Source organism: Streptomyces sp. NPDC048436, assembly GCF_043200355.1.
Classification (GTDB): Bacteria; Actinomycetota; Actinomycetes; order Streptomycetales; family Streptomycetaceae; genus Streptomyces.
On record NZ_JBICXP010000009.1, the window covers coordinates 14,640 to 35,258 of the forward strand.

The following is a 20,619-nucleotide window of genomic DNA, read 5'->3' on the forward strand; positions in this document are numbered from 1 at the left end:
TCCCTCACTCGGGGCTCGGGTCACCGCTGCCGCTCGGCGGCGGTGACGAGTTCCCGGGGTCCGAGGGGGTGGGCGTCGGGTCCGATGGGGTCGGGTCCGGGTCCGGCGGCGTGGGCGTCGGGTCCGGGGTCGAAGGTGTCGGCGTCGGCCTCGGCGGCTTGGTGGTGGGCCTCGGGCCCGGAGTCGTCGGTCGTCCCGAACCGTTTCCGTACCCCTCGATCGAGATGATCGCCCCGGACGGCGCGATGGAGACCCGCGCGCTCCAGTGCCCCACCGGCTCACGGCCGTGGTCGACGTACACGCGGATCGTGAACGTTTCTCCTGGCGCGAGCGTCCCGGACGAGCGGCTGAGGTAGAGCCAGGAGGCTCCCGTGCTCGCCGACCAGCTGACCGGTTCGCCGCCGGACGCCGTCAGTGTGACCAGCGTCGTCCCTCCGCTCGGCCGTGCCTCTACGGTGAGGCGCCCGGCCCCGGTGCCCGAGCGGGACGGGGGCGATCCCGGGGAAATGACCTCTACGGAGACGTCCGGTGAGCGGCTGCCCGCGGTGAAGCGGGGGTCGGGCGGTGTGTGGGCGTTGCCCGCGTTCTCGTAGTCCTCGCGTCTGCGATCGCCGTTCAGGCCGTCGGGGTCACCGGTCTCGCTGGCGCTGACCGAGCGGCCGTCCTGGCCCTCTCCGATCAGGGGCGCTCCCCGGTAGGCGGCCCAGAGGGCGAGCACCGGGGCGGCCACCACGGTGGCGACGACCGTGGTCGTCACGGCACGCGCGCGTAGCCGGTCGCGGCGTGCGGCGTGGTCCTTGGGGTCCATCGGGAATCCGCCCCGGTCGAAGCGCGGACCGCCGCCCCGCGCGCGCGGGACATGCGCCATCGCCCTGTGCACGGCGGCCCGCGGGGCCTCGATGACGGGCAGCGCGGCCGGGGACGCGGCCGTGCCGGGCCAGGCGCCGGAACCCGCGCGCTCGGCGGTGCGGCGGCAGCGGGGGCAGTCGTCGACGTGCCGGACGAGTTCGCGGCGCAGGGCCGTGCCGAGGAGGAGCTGGTTGTCGCCGGTGAGGCGGGCGACGATCGGGCAGGTGCCGGTCTCCACGACGGCGAGCGCGGCCCGGGTGCGCTCGACCTCGCAGGCGGCGGAGGCGAGGAGCTCGCGGGTCCTCGCCACGTCCATGCCGATGACCGCGGCGACTTCCTTGGGGGTCAGCTGGTGGCGCACGGCGAGCTCCAGGGCCTCGCGCTGCTCCGGTGTCGTCCCGGCGGCCTCGGGCCAGGCCAGCTGGGCCAGTTCACGGCGCCGCCGCCGCTCGTCCTCGTCCGGTGGATCGGCGGGCTCGGGCGGCTTCGGGGCGCGGGAGGCGGCTGGGGAGGCGTGCGCGCCCTGGCGTTTGCGCTTGGCGTCGGCGAGGGCGCGCAGGCAGACCCAGCGGGCCAGTGCGTACAGCCAGGGCTTCAGTTCGGCCTCGGTGTCGGGGGCGCGTGAGCCGCGCCGCTCGGCGATGGCGAGTACGTCCCCCAGGGCGGCGGTCGCCGCCTCGTGGTCGCAGAGCACGGACAGGCAGTACGTGAACAGGCCGTCCAGACAGGGCTCATAGCGGGCGGGCGGCGCCTGCGGCACCGAGCGGGGCACAACGCGCTGGCGCGCGTCACGATGCGCCCGGTGTGCGCCGGTTGCTTGCGTGGGGGTTTCCGGCCTGCTGCTCATCACCCGTGCGAAGTTAGGCGGATGATGCCGGGCCCCTCCGCCAACTTGAGCACATTTAATCCTTACGGGTGAACAGATCCCTCAAAAGGGGACAGGAGCCCATGATTCCGTGACGCGCGCCCCCGGCCCGGAGGGGGTCGCCTCCCGCGCCGTCGGTCGTTGTCAGTCCTGCCCGCTACGGTTCGGTTCATGGCCACCCGTACGAAAACCGCCAAAGACCGGCCGTCCTACCGCTGCACCGAATGCGGCTGGCAGACGGCCAAGTGGCTCGGCCGCTGCCCCGAGTGCCAGGCCTGGGGAACGGTCGAGGAGTACGGCGCGCCCGCGGTCCGCACCACGGCCCCCGGCCGGGTCACCTCGTCCGCCCTGCCCATCGGCCAGGTCGACGGCCGCCAGGCCACCGCACGCTCCACCGGAGTCCCCGAGTTCGACCGCGTCCTGGGCGGCGGCCTCGTCCCCGGCGCCGTGGCGCTGCTCGCGGGCGAGCCCGGCGTCGGCAAGTCGACGCTGCTCCTGGACGTCGCGGCGAAGTCGGCGAGCGAGGATCACCGCACCCTGTACGTCACGGGCGAGGAGTCGGCGAGCCAGGTCCGCCTGCGCGCCGACCGCATCAAGGCCATCGACGACCACCTGTACCTCGCGGCGGAGACCGATCTCGCCGCCGTCCTCGGTCACTTGGACGCGGTGAAGCCGTCGCTCCTGATCCTCGACTCGGTCCAGACGATCGCGTCACCGGAGATCGACGGGGCGCCGGGCGGCATGGCCCAGGTCCGCGAGGTGGCGGGCGCGCTGATCCGCGCCTCCAAGGAGCGCGCCATGTCGACGCTCCTGGTCGGCCATGTCACCAAGGACGGCGCGATCGCGGGCCCCCGCCTCCTTGAGCACCTCGTGGACGTCGTCCTGTCCTTCGAGGGCGACCGCCACGCCCGCCTGCGCCTCGTCCGAGGCGTCAAGAACCGCTACGGGACGACGGACGAGGTCGGCTGCTTCGAACTGCACGACGAGGGCATCACCGGCCTCGCCGACCCCAGCGGCCTCTTCCTCACCCGCCGCACGGAGGCCGTCCCCGGCACCTGCCTGACCGTCACGCTCGAAGGCCGCCGCCCCCTGGTGGCCGAGGTCCAGGCGCTCACGGTCGACTCCCAGATCCCCTCCCCCCGCCGCACCACGTCGGGCCTGGAGACCTCCCGCGTCTCGATGATGCTGGCCGTCCTCGAGCAGCGGGGCCGCATCACCGCACTGGGCAAGCGCGACATCTACAGCGCGACGGTCGGTGGCGTGAAGCTCTCCGAGCCGGCGGCCGACCTCGCGATCGCCCTCGCCCTGGCCAGCGCGGCGAGCGACACCCCGCTGCCCAAGAACCTGGTCGCGATCGGCGAGGTGGGCCTGGCGGGCGAGGTCAGACGGGTCACGGGCGTCCAGCGCAGACTGGCCGAGGCGCACCGCCTCGGCTTCACGCACGCCCTCGTCCCGTCCGACCCGGGCAAGATCCCGCCCGGTATGAAAGTCACCGAAGTCGCCGACATGGGGGACGCGCTGCGTGTCCTTCCTAGGTCGCGTCGCAGAGAGGCCCCACGGGAGGAGGAAGACCGCCGGTAGACTTTGCCCTGGTCTCGCCCATCCGTACGAAGTGACGTATGGACCGGGGCTTGGACAACCCGCGACCCGAGGAGTGCAGTGGCAGCCAACGACCGGGCGTCAGCTCCCGGCAAGCCCGGCGGAAGCTCCGCTGCCGAAGGGCTGATGCGCGCCTCCCTGAGCGCGGTCGCGCCCGGTACGGGCCTGCGCGACGGACTCGAGCGCATCCTCCGCGGCAACACCGGAGGACTCATCGTCCTCGGCTGGGACAAGACCGTCGAGTCGATGTGCACGGGCGGCTTCATCCTGGACGTCGAGTTCACGGCGACGCGGCTGCGCGAGCTGTGCAAGCTCGACGGCGGCATCGTCGTCGACAAGGACATCACCAAGATCCTGCGGGCGGGCGTGCAGCTCGTCCCCGACCCGACGATCCCCACCGAGGAGACGGGCACCCGGCACCGCACCGCGGACCGCGTGTCCAAGCAGGTGGGCTTCCCCATCGTCTCCGTCTCCCAGTCCATGCGCCTCATCGCGCTCTACGTGGACGGACAGCGCAAGGTCCTGGAGGACTCGGCGGCGATCCTGTCCCGCGCCAACCAGGCGCTCGCGACCCTGGAGCGCTACAAGCTCCGTCTCGACGAGGTGGCGGGCACGCTGTCGGCCCTGGAGATCGAGGACCTGGTGACGGTCCGCGATGTCACCGCGGTCGCCCAGCGCCTCGAGATGGTGCGCCGCATCGCCACGGAGATCGCCGAGTACGTGGTGGAGCTCGGCACCGACGGCCGTCTCCTCGCCCTCCAGCTGGACGAGTTGATCGCGGGCGTCGAGCCCGAGCGCGAGCTGGTCGTCCGGGACTATGTGCCCGAGCCGACCGCCAAGCGCTCCCGCACGGTGGAGGAGGCGCTCTTCGAACTGGACGCGCTTTCACACGCGGAGCTGCTCGAACTGCCCACGGTGGCCCGCGGCTTGGGCTACACCGGCTCTCCGGAGGCGCTGGACTCCGCCGTCTCCCCGCGGGGCTTCAGGCTCCTGGCGAAGGTGCCGCGGCTGCCCGGCGCCATCATCGACCGCCTGGTCGAGCACTTCGGCGGACTGCAGAAGCTGCTCGCCGCGAGCGTCGATGACCTTCAGACGGTGGACGGGGTGGGCGAGGCGCGGGCCCGCAGCGTCCGCGAGGGGCTCTCCCGCCTCGCGGAGTCGTCGATTCTCGAGCGGTACGTCTAGCCGTCGGCGGGGCGGGGGAACCGCCCCGCGGCGTCAGCCCTCTTCCAGTACGAACGAGGCTCGCGCCGACCCCAGGCCGGGCGACTTGGCCTCGACGAGATACGTCCCCGGCTTGGCGCTGCCCGCCGGAGGCGACGCGCAGTGCGGCTCGCTGCCGCGCCGGTCCCACTGGACGGTGTGCGTGACGCGCCCGTCGCCCGGCACCCGCAGCAACAGGCTCCCGCCACCCGACGGGCAGTCCGCCGAGGACCAGATCTCCTTCTCGCTGTCGGCCTGAGTGATCGTCAGCACCGTTCCCTTGCCGCCGAGATCGACCTTGCAGGCCTTGCCCGCGCTGTTCTGCGCGACGATCTCGAACTTCGGCTTCTCGTCGATCTCGTACGTGTTGTGGACGCTCCGCAGCTTCAACTTCACGTCGCCGCTCACGCAGTTGGGCAGTCGCGAGCCCGCGGGCAGCCCACCGCCACCGCCTCCGCCGCCCTTGGCGTCGTCCGAGCCGCCGCCACCGCCGCCGGAGCCACCCGGGCCGCCCGCGCCGCCGGACCCCTCGGAATCGCCGGAGTCACCGGAGCCGCCGCCCGAACCACCGGAGCCGCCCGAACCGCCGCCGTCCCCGCCCTCGTCGCCCGACTCGTCGCGCCCGCCCGGGTTTTGACTGATGGCGGGCCCGGATTCGGAAGGACCGGGTGTGATGGAGGTGGCGGGTCCCGTACCCGACGGGCCGTCGGCGCCGTTCTTGCCGCCCCCGCCCCCCATGGTCAGCACCCACACGACCAGGAGCGCCATCAGCCCGAACAAGGACAGCAGAATGGCCCTCCGACGCCAGTAGATGGTGGAGGGAAGCGGCCCGACCGGATTGCGCAGAGATCCCACGGCCCAAACCTTACGAGAGATCCGCGCCGTGTCCTGCCCCACCCGCCGCCCAGAGTCACAAAGTTTCCGGATCATCATCTCGGAATGACAGACTCCGCTTCCCGCACCCTGTCTTTCGTCAGGGGGTGTGACCGGACGATCGCCGGGTGTGACGATTCGGGGCTACTCCGTACCGTCCGTAATCATGGACACCATGGACGACGATCTCTATCGCGATGTCACCGACTTCGCCCACGACACCCCTACCTGGTTCCAGCATCTCGCCGAGGTGTGGACGGAACTGGGCCTGCTGCTTTTCGGCGTGCTCTTCATCGTCGCCTGGTGGCGTGCGCGGCGCGGTGACCCCCGTGCCGTCGCGATAGCGGTTCTGGCGCCCCTCGTCACGGCGGTGGCGTACGTGTGCAGCGAGTTGATCAAGTCCGCCATCGACGAGGAGCGCCCGTGCCGGGCCGTCTCCGGGGCGCTCACCTCACTCGTCGAGTGCCCGCCGCACGGCGACTGGTCCTTCCCCAGCAACCACTCGACGATCGCGGGCGCCGCGGCCGTCGGCCTCGCGCTCGCCTGGCCGCGGATCGCCGCGCTCACGCTGCCGATGGCCGTGCTCATGGCGTTCTCGCGGGTCTTCGTGGGCGTGCACTATCCGCATGACGTGCTGGTGGGCCTGGTCCTCGGAGCGGTGCTCGCCTTCATCGTCGTACGAGGAACAACTCGCCCCGTGGCGCGGGTCGTCGAGGCGATGCGTGGGTCGTCGACGGGTGTCGTCAGGTGGTTCGCGGGTCCGGGCGGCCCGACGCCGTACGCGACGTCGCACAGGCGGCCCACGCACCGCCGCTGAAGCACCGCCGCTGAAGCCCGGACTTGTCCGGGCTCAGAACCGGGCTCAGAACCTCACCAGTCCCGCCTCATAGGCGACGATCGCCGCCTGGACGCGGTTCTTGACCCCGAGCCGGTCGAGGACCGCGCTCACATACGCCTTGACCGTGCCCTCGACCAGATGGAGCCGGGCGGCGATCTCCGGATTGGAGAGGCCCTCACCGACGAGCCCGAGCACTTCCCGCTCGCGCGGGGTGAGGGCCGCGGTCCTCGCGCGGGCGTCGGCGCCGCGGCGCACGCTCTGGGCGCCGTAGCCGTCGATGACGTGGCGGGCCACCTTGGGCGAGAGGAACGCGGCGCCGCCCGCCACCGCGCGTACGCCCGCGATGAGTTCGTACGGGTCGCCGGACTTCAGCAGAAAGCCGGTGGCTCCGCCGCTCAGTGCGCGCGCGACGTACGCGTCCTCGGAGAACGTCGTCAGCATCGCGACGGCGACGTCGGGCACCGTCCGGGCGATCTCCTCGCCCGCGGCCAGACCGTCGAGCCCCGGCATGCGGATGTCGAGCAGCGCGACGTCGGGCCGGTGGGCCTGGGCCAGTGCGACGGCCTCCCTGCCGTCACCGGCCTCCGCGACGACCTCGATGTCCTCGCCGGCGCCGAGGATGGCGCGGACGCCCGCGCGGATCATCGCCTCGTCGTCGGCCAGCAGTACGCGGATCACCGCACCCACTCCTTCTCGTGCTCCCGCACCTCGTCACCGACCCCGGCCTTGGGGATCACACTCTTCTCCACGACGGTCCCGTCCCTGAAACAGACCCTGAAGTGCTCGACGGTGACGAAGAGTTCACCGCTGGCGCGGTAGTAGCGGCAGTCGGCGCCTTCGGGGGGCGGGGTCGGGGCGCGCTCCTCGGGCGGGTCACTCGCGGCTCTGTCGGGCAGCAGCCGCTCGGCGTCGGTCTGCGCCTGCCCGATCGCAAGGCGGGCGAAGTCGGCCGGTTCGAGGACGGCGTTCGAGCGTGAGTACGCGTACCAGGCGAAGGCGCCGCCCACGAGCAGGACCCCGGTGGCCACGGCCGCTCCGAAGGCCAGGGCGGTCCGCCGTCTCGCGTAGGCGAGGCCGGAGGCGGGGGGTGCGGGCGGGCGGGGCGTTGGGCTCGGGCTGTCCGTGGGGGCCACCGCGGGGAGCCGTGCCGTGATCCGGAAGCCGTCGCCGTGCGGGCCCGCTTCGAGGGTGCCGCCGAGGTCCTCGATCCTGGCCCGCAGCCCGAGGAGGCCCGAGCCGCCGCCGGGGGCGCCACCCGTGCTCGGCTCCGCCGCGGGGCCGCTGGTGACGACGACGGTTCTCCCGCCCGTATCTGCCGGCGACTCGACCGTGACGGGGGCACCGGGGGCGTGCTTGGCGGCGTTGGTCAGGGCTTCCTGGACGATGCGGTCGGCGGTGGGGGCGGGGGTGACTGTCGAGGCGACGTACCGCACCGCGAGGCCCGACGCTACGGCGCGCTCCACCAGGGCCCTGACGCTCTCGCCCGCCGGGGCGAGCGGGGCCGCCTCGTCGCCTTCGTCCCGCAGCAGCCCGATGATCTCGTGCAGCCGGTCCGTGGCATCCGACGCGGCGACGCGCAGCTCTGCGACGGCGCCGCGGTGCCGTGGTGGCAGATCGGCGGCCACCTGGAGCGCGCCGGCCCGGACCGCGATGAGGCTCAGCTCATGGCCGAGGGAGTCATGCATGTCCTGGGCGATGCGGGCCCGTTCCCGCAGCCGGGCCCGGTCGGCGACGATGCGCTGCTCGCGCTCCAGCTGGGCGGCGCGGGTCCAGCCCGCGGCGGCGAGTTCCCTGCCCTGGCGGAGGTAGCGGCCCGCGAGCCACGGGAAGACCGCACCGAAGAGCAGCGTGCCCATGAGGACGAGCCACTCGACGACGGGGTCGACGCCGCGTACGACGATCTTGGCGGTGCCTGCCAGGGCGGTGACGCCGAAGACAAGCAGGGCGGGCTTGACGCGGGGGGCTCTGCGGCCCATGAGCAGGGCGAACACGGCCAGGGCCGCGCCGTACGAGAGGGTGAAGAGGGAGGGGGCCGTGGCGAGGCCCAGGGCTGCCGCGGCGGCGAAGGCTGCCGGGGGGTGTCTACGCCAGGAGGCTGCTGCCAGGGCGAGGGTGGTAATGCCGGCTGCTTGTTGCCAGGGCGGGGCGGGTTCGTTCAGGCCCAGGTGGGTCACTGTCAGGGCGGGCAGGGACAGGGCTGCCCACAGGAGGGTGTCTGCCCTGCGTTCGCTCTTCACTTCGTTGACGCTACGGGGCAGGGGGGCGGGGGCGCCTCTGCCGATCGTCAGGGGTTGCCCCTCCGGGGGGTGTGGCTGGTTGGCCCGCGGTATCCCCGTGCCGGAAGGGCCTTCCCGCCCACCCGCCCGATTGCCCCGCAGCGTCCTCGTACCGAACAAGCCTTTCCCGCCCACCCGCCCGATTGCCCCGCAACCGCCCAGTGATGACCGAGCCTTGAACGACCAACACGCCCCCCTACCCCCCAGCCTGTCCCAACCCCCGCCACCCCCGTGGCAGGATCGTCATGCCATGACTGCGCCAACGAAGCCCATGCCAATGTCAGACCTCCCCGAGCCCGCCGGCGAGGCCCTGCACAGTCCCGTCATCGCCTGGTTCGACGCGAACGCGCGTGACCTGCCGTGGCGGCGGGACGACGCCGGGCCCTGGGGTGTGATGGTCAGCGAGTTCATGCTGCAGCAGACGCCGGTCAGCCGCGTCCTGCCCGTGTACGAGCAGTGGATCGCCCGCTGGCCGCGCCCCGCCGACCTCGCCAAGGAAGCCCCGGGTGAAGCCGTCCGCGCCTGGGGGCGCCTCGGTTATCCGCGGCGCGCCCTGCGGCTGCACGGCGCCGCGGTGGCCATAACGGAACGGCACGGCGGTGACGTACCGGCCAGGCACGCACAGCTGCTCGCGCTGCCCGGCATCGGCGAGTACACCGCGGCGGCCGTCGCCTCCTTCGCGTACGGCCAGCGGCACGCGGTCCTGGACACGAACGTGCGCCGGGTCTTCGCCCGCGCCGTCACCGGTGCCCAGTACCCGCCGAACGCCACCACGGCCGCCGAACGCAAGCTCGCCCGCGCCCTCCTGCCCGAGGACGAGCGCACCGCGTCACGCTGGGCCGCCGCCTCCATGGAGCTCGGCGCACTCGTCTGCACCGCCAAGAACGAGAACTGCGCCCGCTGCCCCATCGCGGAGCAGTGCGCGTGGCGGACAGCGGGCAAGCCGGCGCACCAGGGCCCCGCGCGCCGCGGCCAGACGTACGCGGGAACGGACCGCCAGGTCCGCGGCAAGCTGCTCGCGGTGCTGCGCGAGGCCGTGGCTCCCGTGCCGCAGGCCACGCTCGACCGGGTGTGGGACGAGCCCGTGCAGCGGGCCCGCGCCCTGGACGGGCTCGTCTCCGACGGCCTCGTCGAACCGCTCCCCGACGGCCTCTACCGCCTGCCCCTCACCTGAAGCACGTCTGAGGTACGGCACCAAATGCCGCGTAACGCCTCAGCTTTACGCCCCGCCTACTTCTGTTACACAACCGACGGAAGGCCGTGCGCCCTCCGGTGGCTGCTCCGCACAGCCTCGTGACAAGCCGTCCGTAGCTTCGTTCCAGTGCCGCACAGAGCGGTCGTTGGTCGGATCGGAGGCGGTTGGGTATGGCGCACGGCGAGGTGCTCGAATTCGAAGAGTACGTCCGCACTCGGCAGGACGCCCTGCTGCGCAGCGCCCGGCGCTTGGTCCCCGACCCCGTCGACGCGCAGGACCTGCTGCAGACCGCGCTCGTGCGGACGTACGGCCGCTGGGACGGCATAGCCGACAAGCGGCTCGCGGACGCCTATCTGCGCCGCGTCATGATCAACACGCGTACGGAGTGGTGGCGGGCCCGCAAGCTCGAAGAGGTCCCCACCGAGCAGCTGCCGGACGCGAGCGTGGAAGACTCCACCGAACAGCACGCGGACCGGGCCCTCCTGATGGACATCATGAAGGTCCTCGCACCCAAGCAGCGCAGCGTCGTCGTGCTGCGACACTGGGAGCAGATGTCCACAGAGGAGACGGCCGCCGCCCTCGGTATGTCAGCGGGAACGGTCAAGAGCACGCTGCACCGGGCGCTCGCCCGGCTCCGCCAGGAGCTGGAGAGCCGGGACCGCGAGGAGCCCGCCACCGGCGTGCTCGAACGTGAGGAGCGGGAGCGTTGCGCGGCCTAAGCACCCGGGTCGGCAGGACGGTCGTCGGCAGGACGGTCAAGGCGGGGGGCACGGCAACGGCCGCGCTCGCCGCCCTCGCCCTTTTGCTCTCGGCCTGCTCGACCGGTGGTTCCGGCGCCCGCGACGAGGGCCCGGCCAACCGGGGCGAGACGGTGGTGTCCCCCTCGGCGTCCCCTTCACCTTCTGCGTCGACGACATCGGCTCCCACGCCGCCGTCGAGCGTCGACGCGGTGAAGCTGATCAAGGACGACCCGAAGGTGAGCGAGACGGTCAAGCGGGACCTGAAGCCCTGTGTCGCGGATGAGTATCCGGTGGACGTGGCGTACGGCAACCTGACCGGAGGATCCGCTTCCGATGTCGTCGTGAACATCATGACCTGCGGCGATGCGGTCGGCACGAGCAGTTATGTGTATCGCGCCGAGGGCAAGAAGTACGAGAATGTCTTCCAGGACGAGGAGCCACCCGTCTACGCGGAGATCGACCGGGGCGACCTGGTGGTCACCAAGCAGGTGTACGAGAAGGGTGATCCGGTGTCGTATCCCTCCGGCGAGGAAGTGATCACGTACCGCTGGTCCTCGAACCACTTCACGGAGACGGACCGCACCCGCAGGCACTACAGCAGCGCGGTGGGCGGCGAGGCTCCCGCCCCCACGGAGAACTGAGAGCACCCGATGGCAGAGCACACCCATGTCCTGTTCGTCGAGGACGACGACGTCATCCGCGAGGCGACGCAGCTCGCCCTCGAACGGGACGGCTTCGTGGTCACCGCGATGCCCGACGGCCTCCTCGGCCTTGAGGCGTTCCGCGCCGACCGCCCTGACATCGCCCTGCTCGACGTGATGGTGCCGGGCCTGGACGGCGTCTCGCTGTGCCGCCGCATCCGCGACGAGTCCACGGTCCCGGTGATCATGCTCTCGGCGCGTGCCGACTCCATCGATGTCGTGCTCGGCCTGGAGGCCGGGGCCGACGACTACGTGACGAAGCCGTTCGACGGGGCGGTCCTGGTGGCCAGGATCCGCGCCGTGCTGCGCCGCTTCGGCCACGCGAGCGGCCCGGACTCGGCGGCGCCCGCCGGCGGCGAGAGCGGCTCGCCGGACGGGGGCGTGCTGCACTTCGGCGATCTGGAGATCGACACGGAGGGCATGGAGGTCCGCAAGGACGGCGCTCCGGTGGCGCTGACGCCGACCGAGATGCGCCTGCTGCTCGAATTCTCCTCCGCGCCCGGCACGGTCCTCTCCCGCGACAAGCTCCTGGAGCGCGTGTGGGACTACGGCTGGGGCGGTGACACCCGCGTCGTCGACGTCCATGTGCAGCGGCTGCGTACGAAGGTGGGTCAGGACCGGATCGAGACGGTCCGGGGCTTCGGCTACAAGCTCAGGGCATGAGCCGGGCCGACGGCATGTCTGAAAACTGTGGCGCGGCGCGTTTCGGGGGACCTATATGAGCAGGGGGACGGTGGTGGCCGCGCTGCGTGCCCGCCTCCGCACGGCGTTCGGCGCACGCCTGCGCACCGGCGTGCGCTGGAAGATCAGTGCGGCGATCGCGCTGGTCGGGGCGCTCGTCGCGGTGGCACTGAGCCTGGTCGTGCACAACGCGGCGCGCGTCTCGATGCTCGACAACGCACGCGACGTACAGGACGAGCGGGTCCTGTTCGCCCAGCGGATCTACGAGTCGTCCGGGCGGACCACGCAGTTCGGCATGAAGGTCGACGACCCGGAGATCCCCAAGGAGCTCCTGGAGAAGGTGCTCGCGGGCCGGCGCGCCACCTACGTGGAGGACCACGACGACGGCGTACCGGACATCTGGGCGGCGGTGCCGCTGAGCGACGGCCACATCCTGTCGCTGCACACCCGCTTCACCGACCGCAGCGCCACCGTCATGAAGGACCTCGACCAGGCCCTGGTCATCGGCTCGATCTCGGTCGTCTTCGGCGGATGCGCGCTCGGCGTGCTCATCGGCGGCCAGCTTTCGCGGCGTCTGCGCAAGGCCGCCACCGCGGCGCAGGAAGTGGCGCAGGGGCGGACGGATGTCAGCGTACGAGAGGCCATCGGCGGAGTCGTACGCGATGAGACCGACGATCTTGCGCGCTCGGTGGACGCGATGGCGGACGCGCTGAAGCAGCGCCTCGAAGCCGAGCGGCGGGTGACGGCGGACATCGCGCACGAGCTGCGTACGCCGGTGACAGGGCTGCTCACGGCGGCCGAGCTGCTCCCGCCCGGCCGCCCGACGGAGCTGGTCAGGGACCGGGCGCAGGCGATGCGCACGCTCGTCGAGGACGTACTCGAAGTGGCCCGCCTCGACAGCGCAGCCGAGCGGGCCGAGCTGCAGGACCTGATGCTCGGCGAGTTCGTGACGCGGCGGATCGCGGTGCTGAACTCGGAGGTGAGCGTGACGGTGGTGCACGAGTCGGAGGTGACGACCGACCCGCGCCGTCTTGAGCGCATCCTGGGCAATCTCCTCGCCAACGCCGCCAAGCACGGGAAGCCGCCGGTCGAGGTGAGCGTCGAGGGCCGCGTGGTGCGGGTCCGCGATCATGGCCCCGGCTTCCCCGCGGGGCTCCTGGAGGAGGGCCCGAGCCGCTTCCGCACCGGCAGCACGGACCGCGCGGGCGTCGGCCACGGCCTGGGCCTGACGATCGCCGCGGGCCAGGCGCGGGTGCTCGGCGCGAGGCTGACGTTCCGCAACGTGACTCCCGCGGGCGCGGGCCCTGACGACCCGGCGGAGGGCGCGGTGGCAGTCCTCTGGCTCCCGGAACACGCCCCTACGAACACGGGCAGCTTCCCGATCCTGCGACTGCCGGACACGCAGAAGCGCCCCTGAAAGGGGCGCGGGGAACTGCGCGACAAGCCACAACGCACCTGCAAGTTACAAGCGACAGCGGGCCCCGGCGCCGTCAAAGACACCGGGACCCGTTCACAGCCAGGCGGACCGCCGGTCCGCCGGTCAGACGGACTCTGCAACCGCAGCCCGCGCCCCAGCCGCATCCTCGGCCCCGGAGTCGGAGCCCTTGGGCTCGGAGTCCTTGGGCCCAGCCCCCCGCAGGGGAACCTCCTTGACGAACAGCGCAGCGACAAGCGCGGCGACCCCGATAACCGCCCCCAGCAGAAACGCCGAGTGCGTACCGGCAGAGACAGCATGCTGATACGCATCCCGCACCGGCGCCGCCAGCTTCGACAGACTGTCCGCGTCCAGCTGCGCCGACTGCTCGGTGACCTTGCCGCCGAGCTCACCGGCGCGCGAGGACATCGTGTCCTCGACCCGGCTGTTGAAGAGCGCCCCCATGATCGCGACGCCGAACGACGAACCGAGCGTACGGAAGAGCGTGGCCGAGGACGACGCGACGCCCATGTCCTTCATCTCGACGCTGTTCTGCGCCACCAGCATGGTGATCTGCATCAGGCAGCCCATGCCCGCGCCGAGCACCGCCATGTAGAGGCCCGAGGTGAACCGCGTGGTGTCGGTGTCCATCTGGGACAGCAGGAAGAGCCCGAGGACCATCAGTACGGTGCCGGCGATCGGGAAGATCTTGTACTTGCCGGTGGACGTGGTGAACCGGCCCGAGAAGAACGAGACGACCATCATCGAGAGCAGCATCGGCAGGAGCAGCAGCCCGGAGTTGGTGGCCGAGGCGCCCTGCACCGCCTGCTGGTAGAGCGGCAGGAACAGCATCGCGCCGAACATCACGAACCCGGTGAGGAAGCCGATCACCGACATCAGGGTGAAGTTGAGGCTGCGGAAGATGTGCAGCGGCAGGATCGGCTCGGCGGCCTTCTTCTGCACGATGACGAAGCTGATGAGCGAGACGACGCCGATCGCGATGAGCTCCATGATCACGGTCGAGGTCCAGGCGTACTCCGTGCCGCCCCAGGTGGTGACGAGCACGAGCGAGCTGATGCCCACGGTCAGCAGGGCCGCGCCGAGGTAGTCGATGCGCCCCTTCGCCTTCTTCTTCGGCAGGTGCAGCACGGCGGTCACCATGGCGAGCGCGACGGCGCCGAGCGGCAGGTTGATGTAGAAGGCCCAGCGCCAGCCGAGGTGGTCGGTGATGGTGCCGCCGACGAGCGGTCCGCCGATCATGGCGATCGCCATGACGCCGGTCATCATGCCCATGTACTTGCCGCGTTCCCGCGGCGTGACGAGCTCACCGATGATCGCCATGACGCCGACCATCAGACCGCCCGCGCCGAGCCCCTGGACGGCACGGAAGCCGATCAGCTGGCCCATGTCCTGCGCCATGCCGCTGAGCACCGAACCGGCCAGGAAGATGACTATGGACGTGAGGAAGACGCCCTTGCGCCCGTACATGTCGCCGAGCTTGCCCCAGATGGGAGTCGAGGCCGCGGTCGCCAGCATGTACGCGGTGACGACCCACGAGAGGTGCTCCATGCCGCCGAGGTCACCGACGATCGTCGGCATCGCGGGGCTCACGATCATGTTGTCGAGCATGGCGAGCAGAATTGTCACCATCAGCGCCATCATCACGACGCGCACGCTGCGCGGCTGTGGCGCTTCCTTCGCCTGGCCCCCCGGCTTTTCCTTGTTCTCCGCGAGCTCCGCCATGTTCCCCACTCCCCAGTTTCCCCGGCCACTTACTGCTACGGACCGCTACTTACTTGCCGCCCGGCAAGCTGACTACACTGAGGGAAACTAGACCCCCAACTAGCCGGGCGTCAAGTAAGTAAATTCGAGTCCAAGCTAAGTCCAAGGATTCGAGCCGAGGGAGCCGAGGAGCACCACCATGGTCACGGGCACAAGCACGGGAACGGGCTCGCACGCGGGCAAGCAGCGTCGCGGGGACACCCGTCAGCGCATCCAGGACGTGGCCCTCGAACTCTTCGCCGAGCAGGGCTACGAGAAGACGTCGCTACGCGAGATCGCGGAGCGCCTTGAGGTCACGAAGGCGGCGCTGTACTACCACTTCAAGACCAAGGAAGACATCCTGACCAGCATCTTCGAGGACCTGACCAGGCCCATCGACGAGCTGATGGAGTGGGGCAAGGAGCAGCCGCGCACGCTGGAGACCAAGCGGACGATCCTGACCCGCTACAGCGAGATCCTCAAGGACGCGTCCCTGCTCTTCCGCTTCATGCAGGAGAACCAGGCGGCGATGCGCGACCTGAAGACGGGCGAGACCTTCAAGGACCGCATGCTCGGGCTCCTGGACATCCTCAGGGAGCCGGGTACGCCGATGACCGCGCAGGTGCGCTGCTTCAGCGCGCTGTTCACGATGCACGGCGGGATGTTCGTGCTCAGGGACGCCGAAGGCGACCCCGAGGAGAAGCGCAAGGCCATCCTGGAGGTCGCCATCGATCTGGTGACACGGGCGCACGAAGACGCCTGATACGTCGCCTGACGCGTCGGGTCAGACGTTGACACCGTTGGAGCGCAGGAACGCGACGGGGTCGACGGCCGAGCCGTAGTTCGGGGTCGTGCGGATCTCGAAGTGCAGGTGCGGGCCGCTGGAGTTTCCGGTGTTGCCGGAGGCGGCGATGTGCTGGCCCGTGCCGACCGTCTGGCCGACGCGCACGTCGATCTTGGACAGGTGCGCGTACTGCGAGAAGGTGCCGTTGTCGTGCTTGATCACGATGGCATTGCCGTACGCGGGACCGTCACCGGCGCCGTTGCCGCCGGCCTTGACGACGGTGCCGTTGTGCACGGCCTCGACGGAGGTGCCGATCGACACCGCGAAGTCCTGGCCGGAGTGCTTGCTGGACCACATGTTGCCGCCGAGCCCGAAGGACGCGGAGAGCGTGTACTTGTCGACCGGGTCCTGCCAGGAGACGGCCTTCTTGGCGGCGGCCTGCTGAGCCTTGCTCGCGGCCTTGGCCTGCGCGGTGGCCTGCGCCGATATGGAGCCGGCGGAGACGCCGGGCAGCGCGCCGCTCTTGGTGCTGTCGGCGGCGGCGACCCCGGATCCGAGCACTGCCGAGGCACCGACACCGATGGCGGCGGCGGTGAGGACGGCGGTGCGCGTGCGGAGCAGGGACAGGCCGGTCTGGTGGAACGTGGCGCGCTTCGACATGGCGGATGACCTCCGGGATGGGGAGCGTGTACGTGGCACCGCATGTCGCTGCGTGGCACGTGGGACACAAAGGGACCCGGCACACACGCTTCGCTGCGTTCCGCCGGGGCCTCACCTTGGTAACCCGCACCCACCCCACCGCTCAAACCCCCCATCTACTACCGAAAGCCGTAGCAAACCACCCCTCTTTCGCCCTCTTGACACCGACAAATCCCGACAATCCCCCCTTCAACTACTTGCCGGATTTAAGCACCAGAGGATGGTTTAACCCCACTTCGAGAAGCCCCCTCGCCCCAGCACGGGCCCACCCCGGCCGTCCGACCCCCCGACGAGCACAAGGTCCCGAAGGTTGCGGACCAAAGGTCCCGCACTCCCCTGCGGGCGCCTCCACTATTCCCCCTAGTACCGGACATAACGCCTGTGCGTCATGTCACCGAGCGGCAAGATCCTCGGTGGCCACAATGTGACGGGCACTACGCTGCGCCCCATGGATCCCGCGGTCATAGGCGCCCGCCTTGCGTCGAGTGTGGTCACCCCGCTGATCAAGAAACTCTTCGTACGGGAAGGCCCGGGCGCAGGCCTGGTGGAGCACCCCGTGCGGCTTTCCGGCCTCGTGTCGTTCCGCGGCGAAAAACGGAACCTGACTGACAAGGACCTCGCGAAGCTGGCGGCGGAACTCGTCCGCCAGGCGGTACGGGCCTCCGGCGAGCGCGCCGTCCCCGCCGACGAGGAGGAGGCCGTCGCCCACGCCCTGGCCCGCACGCTGCACGCGCTTGGCGACCTCACCCTCACCGACGTCGAGGCCGTCGAGCTCGGCCACAACGCCCTGGCCCTGCGCCTGCGCCGGGCAAGCGGCAGCCCGGACCGGGACTTATCGAGGGACGCGGCCCACTTCTACGACCACCTGCTCGACACGGCCTGCCTGCACATCCTGAACTTCTTCACGCAGCGCTCCGCCTTCATCGCCCGGACCCTGGTGGAACAGAGCCGCAGGCAGGCCGACCTGATCGCCAAGATCGACGAACTGATCGCCCGCCATCCCCTTCCCGGGGCGGAGGACGTGGCGTTCGAGCAGCGGTATCTCGCGTACGTGGCGAAGAAGCACGGGAAGCTGACGATCTTCGGGATCGACCTGGCGAACTCGCCGGGGCGGTGGCCGTTGGATGCGGCGTATATGTCGCTGGAGGCGACGGCTTCCGGGGCGCACTGGAGGGACTCCATTCAGGCGGCTGCCTTGTCGCCCGCCGTCCATGCGGCATTGGGCGAGGACCGCGGCCGACCCCGCCACGCCACCGTGCTCGACGAGGAGACGGAGGCCGAGGCAGCCTCCAGAGCCGCAGGGCCCGAGCCCCTCACGGCAGTTCCCACTCCCAGCCCCGCGAGGCAGGCGACCCACAGAGCCGCGGAATCCGCTCACATCCGAGCGGCTGCCGCGCCCAGCCCCATCCCTGCCGATCAAGCCCTGGACACCCACGACCGCGTCCTCCTGCGCGGCGAGGCCGGCTCCGGCAAGACCACCCTCATCCAGTGGCTGGCGGTGAGCGCCGCGCGCACCGCCCCGGACGACGACCACATGACGTACCTCTACGACCGCATCCCCTACGTCCTCCCCCTGCGCACCCTCACCCGGCACGGCGAGCGCCTCCCTGCCCCCAAAGACTTCCTCTCCGCCGTCGACTCCCCGCTCGCCGGTACGCAACCCAGGGGCTGGGAGTCCCGCGTCCTGACGGCGGGGCGTGCCCTGGTCCTGGTGGACGGCATCGATGAGATCCCCGAGGCCGAGCGCTCCCGCACCCGTGCCTGGCTGAGCGACCTGATCGACGCATACCCCGGCAACCGATGGCTGGTCACCTCCCGCCCCTCGGCCGTACGCGAGGACTGGCTCGCCGAAGAGGACTTCACCGAACTCACGCTCTCCCCGATGAGTCGCGCGGACGCGACGGCGTTCATCAGCCGCTGGCACGTTGCGGCACGAACGGGTGCGGCGGACGAGGACGCCGCACTCGTCTCGTACGAGGACCAGCTCCTCGACGCGGTGCACGCGAAGCCCGACCTCGGCCGCCTGGCCACCAACCCCCTGATGTGCGGCCTGATCTGCGCGCTACACCGCGATCGAAGGGGCTTCCTCCCCCTCGGGCGCAAGGACCTCTACACGGCGGCCCTGTCCATGCTTCTGATCCGCCGTGACCGCGAACGGCACATGGACGTACCGGAGCTACGGGAAGAGCCGCAGCTGCAACTCCTCCAACGCCTTGCCTACTGGCTGATCCGCAACGGCCGTACGACCATGGACCGTTCGCGGGCCGAGGCGATCATCGCGGACGCGCTTCCTTCGGTGCCGGAAGTGGCGGCGCTCGGGGATGCGAAGGCGGTCTTCGAGCACTTCCTCCACCGCAGTGGCCTCCTCCGTGAACCCGGCCCTGGCACCGTCGATTTCATCCACCGCACGTTCCAGGACTTCCTGGGGGCACGGGCGGCGGTCGACGAGGGTGACTTCGGCGTACTGGCGCGCCATGGGGCGGACGACCAGTGGGAAGACGTCATCCGCATGGCCGTGGCGCACGCCCGCCCGCGCGAACGGGTTGAACTCTTCGGCGAGTTGCTGGCCTTCGGGGACGCCCACGCCGACGAACAGGCGCGGGTCCGCGTGCATCTACTCGCGGCGGCCTGCCTGGAACACGCGGCCGAGCTGCCGCCCGCCGTACGGGAGCAGGTGCGGCGACGCCTGGCCGAGGTGATTCCGCCACGCAGTCCGGAGGCCGCCCGCGAGCTCGCGGCGGTCGGGCCCATGGTCCTGGACCTGCTGCCAGGCCCGGAGGGACTGAGCGAGCAGGAGGCGGGCCACGTCGCGGTCACCGCGACGAGCATTCCGTCGGACGCCGCGATCCCCTTCCTCGCACGCTTCGCACGCCACCCCGCGCTCGCCGTGCACAGCCAGCTGATGTGGGGGTGGAGCCGCTACGACTGCCGCAGGTACGCGGAACAGGTCATCACGCAACTCAACGACGGCGAAACGTACTTCACCATCCGCAGCACGGACCAGATCATGGAACTCGAACGGTTGGGCATCCGCCCAAAGCTCCTGGACATCCGAGAGACGGTCTCTCCCGCAGCCGCCTCCCGCCTGCTCACGGCCTGTGTCCCCACGTTCCTCTCACTGAGGGTGCCGCCTGCGCGCCTCACTCCGGAGGCCCTCCACGCACTGCGTGAACTGGACCAGCTGCGCCTCGTCCACATCAACGAGCCCTGGAGCCTCAGCCTGATCCCGGTCGAGGCCCCGCTTCGCACCCTGGGACTGCTCGACTCCGCCCCCGCCGCTGACGACGTACGAAGCATGGACAGGTGGCCGCAGCTGGAGTGGGTCATCTTCGGTGACACGGACGGCCCCGTCGCACCCTCACTCTGGGCGGCCCTCACACGCCTCCCCCGCCTCGTCCGGCTTGACATGACATCCAGCAATCTCGCCCACGCACCGACCGGGCTCACGCTGCCCGGCCTGACGGAGCTGTCCCTGCTGCACGAGGGCACCGACTGGGCGTCGGCGGCATCCCACGTCACGAGGCTCTGCCCACACATCACGCACCTCTCCGTGTACGTACCTGCTGGCCAGGAGGCCACCGTCGCGCCCTTGGTGCACCTGTCCGCCCTGAGGCACCTGACGATCACCCCCTCCCAGTTCTCCGACCTCGACGCCCTCCCCTCACACATCGAGGTCCACGCCCCAGCTGACCCCGCCGTCACCGATTGAACTGAAACCACACCCCCTTCCCACCCCCGGTAGGCGTCACCCCACACACATCCGACAACGCGGTCACGAGAAACAGCCCCCGCCCGCCTTCATCCTCGGCGGAAGCCCGCCGGGGCGAGGGAAGTTGAGGGTTCCCGTCGTACACGGCAACGCGTACGTGGGTCGCGGCGACGGCCGCTCTCAGATGTACGTCCCCCTTGGTGTACCGGTGGACATTGGTCACCAGCTCCGAGGTACAGAGCGCGGCGGCGTCGGCGAGGTGGTCGAGGCCCAGGGTTTCCAGTGCACTGCGTACGAAGTCACGGCAGATCTTGGGAGAGGTGGCGCTGGCTGGGGCGAACAGAGTGTAGGTGTGCGGGAGTTCGGCCTCGTGGTCGGCCGCGGGGTCATGCACGGGTACGCCCATAAGACGCCTCCAAGGCGTGCGTCGGG

At 70.8% G+C, this 20,619-nt stretch carries 17 protein-coding genes; 10 read left to right on the forward strand and 7 right to left on the reverse strand.

Annotated features, from left to right (window positions below; all coding sequences use genetic code 11):
* Positions 1 to 4: 4 nt before the first annotated feature.
* Positions 5 to 1,696, reverse strand: coding sequence for a hypothetical protein (locus ACGFX9_RS27750; RefSeq protein ID WP_393477655.1), 1,692 nt, complete (start codon positions 1,694 to 1,696; stop codon positions 5 to 7).
* A gap of 189 nt (positions 1,697 to 1,885) precedes the next feature.
* Here ACGFX9_RS27750 and radA point away from each other — a divergent pair, with 189 nt between their 5' ends.
* The gene (radA, locus tag ACGFX9_RS27755) at positions 1,886 to 3,295 is read left to right on the forward strand and encodes a DNA repair protein RadA (protein ID WP_393477661.1); all 1,410 of its coding nucleotides are present in this window, start codon (positions 1,886 to 1,888) and stop codon (positions 3,293 to 3,295) included.
* A gap of 78 nt (positions 3,296 to 3,373) precedes the next feature.
* Positions 3,374 to 4,498, forward strand: coding sequence for a DNA integrity scanning diadenylate cyclase DisA (disA, locus tag ACGFX9_RS27760; RefSeq protein WP_393477666.1), 1,125 nt, complete (start codon positions 3,374 to 3,376; stop codon positions 4,496 to 4,498).
* Positions 4,499 to 4,531: 33 nt separating this feature from the next.
* Here disA and ACGFX9_RS27765 read toward each other — a convergent pair whose 3' ends face one another.
* Positions 4,532 to 5,371, reverse strand: a complete 840-nt coding sequence (locus ACGFX9_RS27765; protein WP_393477671.1) for a hypothetical protein — start codon at positions 5,369 to 5,371, stop codon at positions 4,532 to 4,534.
* Positions 5,372 to 5,555: 184 nt separating this feature from the next.
* On the opposite strand from ACGFX9_RS27765, the gene ACGFX9_RS27770 reads away from it, so the two are divergent.
* Positions 5,556 to 6,206: a phosphatase PAP2 family protein gene (locus tag ACGFX9_RS27770; RefSeq protein WP_393477677.1), complete on the forward strand. Its 651-nt coding sequence runs from the start codon at positions 5,556 to 5,558 to the stop codon at positions 6,204 to 6,206.
* Between the two features lie 45 nt (positions 6,207 to 6,251).
* On the opposite strand, the gene ACGFX9_RS27775 is transcribed toward ACGFX9_RS27770, so the two are convergent.
* On the reverse strand, positions 6,252 to 6,905 hold the full coding sequence (locus tag ACGFX9_RS27775) for a response regulator (protein WP_393477683.1): 654 nt from the start codon (positions 6,903 to 6,905) through the stop codon (positions 6,252 to 6,254).
* Positions 6,902 to 8,464: a sensor histidine kinase gene (locus ACGFX9_RS27780; protein ID WP_393477688.1), complete on the reverse strand. Its 1,563-nt coding sequence runs from the start codon at positions 8,462 to 8,464 to the stop codon at positions 6,902 to 6,904. The genes ACGFX9_RS27775 and ACGFX9_RS27780 overlap by 4 nt, the downstream gene beginning before the upstream one ends.
* 289 nt (positions 8,465 to 8,753) lie before the next feature.
* Between ACGFX9_RS27780 and ACGFX9_RS27785 the strand changes: the two genes are divergently transcribed.
* The 5 genes from ACGFX9_RS27785 to cseC all read left to right on the forward strand — a co-directional run bounded on the left by ACGFX9_RS27785 (position 8,754) and on the right by cseC (position 13,237).
* Positions 8,754 to 9,677 (forward strand): A/G-specific adenine glycosylase, encoded by a 924-nt coding sequence (locus ACGFX9_RS27785; protein WP_393477693.1) that lies wholly within the window; start codon positions 8,754 to 8,756, stop codon positions 9,675 to 9,677.
* 191 nt (positions 9,678 to 9,868) lie between these two features.
* The gene (locus ACGFX9_RS27790) at positions 9,869 to 10,417 is read left to right on the forward strand and encodes a SigE family RNA polymerase sigma factor (protein ID WP_393477698.1); all 549 of its coding nucleotides are present in this window, start codon (positions 9,869 to 9,871) and stop codon (positions 10,415 to 10,417) included.
* Positions 10,405 to 11,079, forward strand: a complete 675-nt coding sequence (locus ACGFX9_RS27795; RefSeq protein ID WP_393477704.1) for a hypothetical protein — start codon at positions 10,405 to 10,407, stop codon at positions 11,077 to 11,079. Before ACGFX9_RS27790 ends, ACGFX9_RS27795 begins: the two co-directional genes overlap by 13 nt.
* 9 nt (positions 11,080 to 11,088) lie before the next feature.
* The gene (gene cseB, locus ACGFX9_RS27800) at positions 11,089 to 11,802 is read left to right on the forward strand and encodes a two-component system response regulator CseB (RefSeq protein ID WP_393477707.1); all 714 of its coding nucleotides are present in this window, start codon (positions 11,089 to 11,091) and stop codon (positions 11,800 to 11,802) included.
* A gap of 55 nt (positions 11,803 to 11,857) precedes the next feature.
* Positions 11,858 to 13,237: a two-component system sensor histidine kinase CseC gene (cseC, locus tag ACGFX9_RS27805; RefSeq protein ID WP_393477709.1), complete on the forward strand. Its 1,380-nt coding sequence runs from the start codon at positions 11,858 to 11,860 to the stop codon at positions 13,235 to 13,237.
* 123 nt (positions 13,238 to 13,360) lie between these two features.
* Here cseC and ACGFX9_RS27810 read toward each other — a convergent pair whose 3' ends face one another.
* Entirely contained in the window at positions 13,361 to 14,977 is a 1,617-nt protein-coding gene (locus ACGFX9_RS27810) for an MDR family MFS transporter (RefSeq protein WP_393477712.1), read from the reverse strand.
* Positions 14,978 to 15,155: 178 nt separating this feature from the next.
* Here ACGFX9_RS27810 and ACGFX9_RS27815 point away from each other — a divergent pair, with 178 nt between their 5' ends.
* Positions 15,156 to 15,758 carry a TetR/AcrR family transcriptional regulator gene (locus tag ACGFX9_RS27815; RefSeq protein WP_393477715.1) on the forward strand — a complete coding sequence of 201 codons (603 nt, stop codon included), beginning with the start codon at positions 15,156 to 15,158 and terminating at the stop codon, positions 15,756 to 15,758.
* A gap of 21 nt (positions 15,759 to 15,779) precedes the next feature.
* Here the strand turns inward: ACGFX9_RS27815 and ACGFX9_RS27820 are convergent, their stop codons facing one another.
* On the reverse strand, positions 15,780 to 16,439 hold the full coding sequence (locus ACGFX9_RS27820) for a M23 family metallopeptidase (protein ID WP_393477718.1): 660 nt from the start codon (positions 16,437 to 16,439) through the stop codon (positions 15,780 to 15,782).
* Between the two features lie 487 nt (positions 16,440 to 16,926).
* Here ACGFX9_RS27820 and ACGFX9_RS27825 point away from each other — a divergent pair, with 487 nt between their 5' ends.
* Positions 16,927 to 20,187, forward strand: a complete 3,261-nt coding sequence (locus ACGFX9_RS27825; protein WP_393477720.1) for an NACHT domain-containing protein — start codon at positions 16,927 to 16,929, stop codon at positions 20,185 to 20,187.
* Here ACGFX9_RS27825 and ACGFX9_RS27830 read toward each other — a convergent pair.
* Entirely contained in the window at positions 20,177 to 20,593 is a 417-nt protein-coding gene (locus ACGFX9_RS27830) for an ATP-binding protein (RefSeq protein ID WP_393477723.1), read from the reverse strand. The two genes, ACGFX9_RS27825 and ACGFX9_RS27830, sit on opposite strands and share 11 nt — an antisense overlap.
* Between the last annotated feature and the right edge of the window lie 26 nt (positions 20,594 to 20,619).

Excerpts from the sequence above, each read along its gene's own strand:
- ACGFX9_RS27810 (WP_393477712.1), bottom strand. The coding sequence starts at position 14,977 with ATGGCGGAGCTCGCGGAGAACAAGGAAAAGCCGGGGGGCCAGGCGAAG.
- ACGFX9_RS27790 (WP_393477698.1), top strand. The coding sequence starts at position 9,869 with ATGGCGCACGGCGAGGTGCTCGAATTCGAAGAGTACGTCCGCACTCGG.
- ACGFX9_RS27785 (WP_393477693.1), top strand. The coding sequence starts at position 8,754 with ATGACTGCGCCAACGAAGCCCATGCCAATGTCAGACCTCCCCGAGCCC.
- ACGFX9_RS27825 (WP_393477720.1), top strand. The coding sequence starts at position 16,927 with ATGGATCCCGCGGTCATAGGCGCCCGCCTTGCGTCGAGTGTGGTCACC.
- ACGFX9_RS27820 (WP_393477718.1), bottom strand. The coding sequence starts at position 16,439 with ATGTCGAAGCGCGCCACGTTCCACCAGACCGGCCTGTCCCTGCTCCGC.
- ACGFX9_RS27830 (WP_393477723.1), bottom strand. The coding sequence starts at position 20,593 with ATGGGCGTACCCGTGCATGACCCCGCGGCCGACCACGAGGCCGAACTC.
- radA (WP_393477661.1), top strand. The coding sequence starts at position 1,886 with ATGGCCACCCGTACGAAAACCGCCAAAGACCGGCCGTCCTACCGCTGC.
- ACGFX9_RS27750 (WP_393477655.1), bottom strand. The coding sequence starts at position 1,696 with ATGAGCAGCAGGCCGGAAACCCCCACGCAAGCAACCGGCGCACACCGG.
- cseC (WP_393477709.1), top strand. The coding sequence starts at position 11,858 with ATGAGCAGGGGGACGGTGGTGGCCGCGCTGCGTGCCCGCCTCCGCACG.
- ACGFX9_RS27770 (WP_393477677.1), top strand. The coding sequence starts at position 5,556 with ATGGACACCATGGACGACGATCTCTATCGCGATGTCACCGACTTCGCC.
- ACGFX9_RS27815 (WP_393477715.1), top strand. The coding sequence starts at position 15,156 with ATGGTCACGGGCACAAGCACGGGAACGGGCTCGCACGCGGGCAAGCAG.
- cseB (WP_393477707.1), top strand. The coding sequence starts at position 11,089 with ATGGCAGAGCACACCCATGTCCTGTTCGTCGAGGACGACGACGTCATC.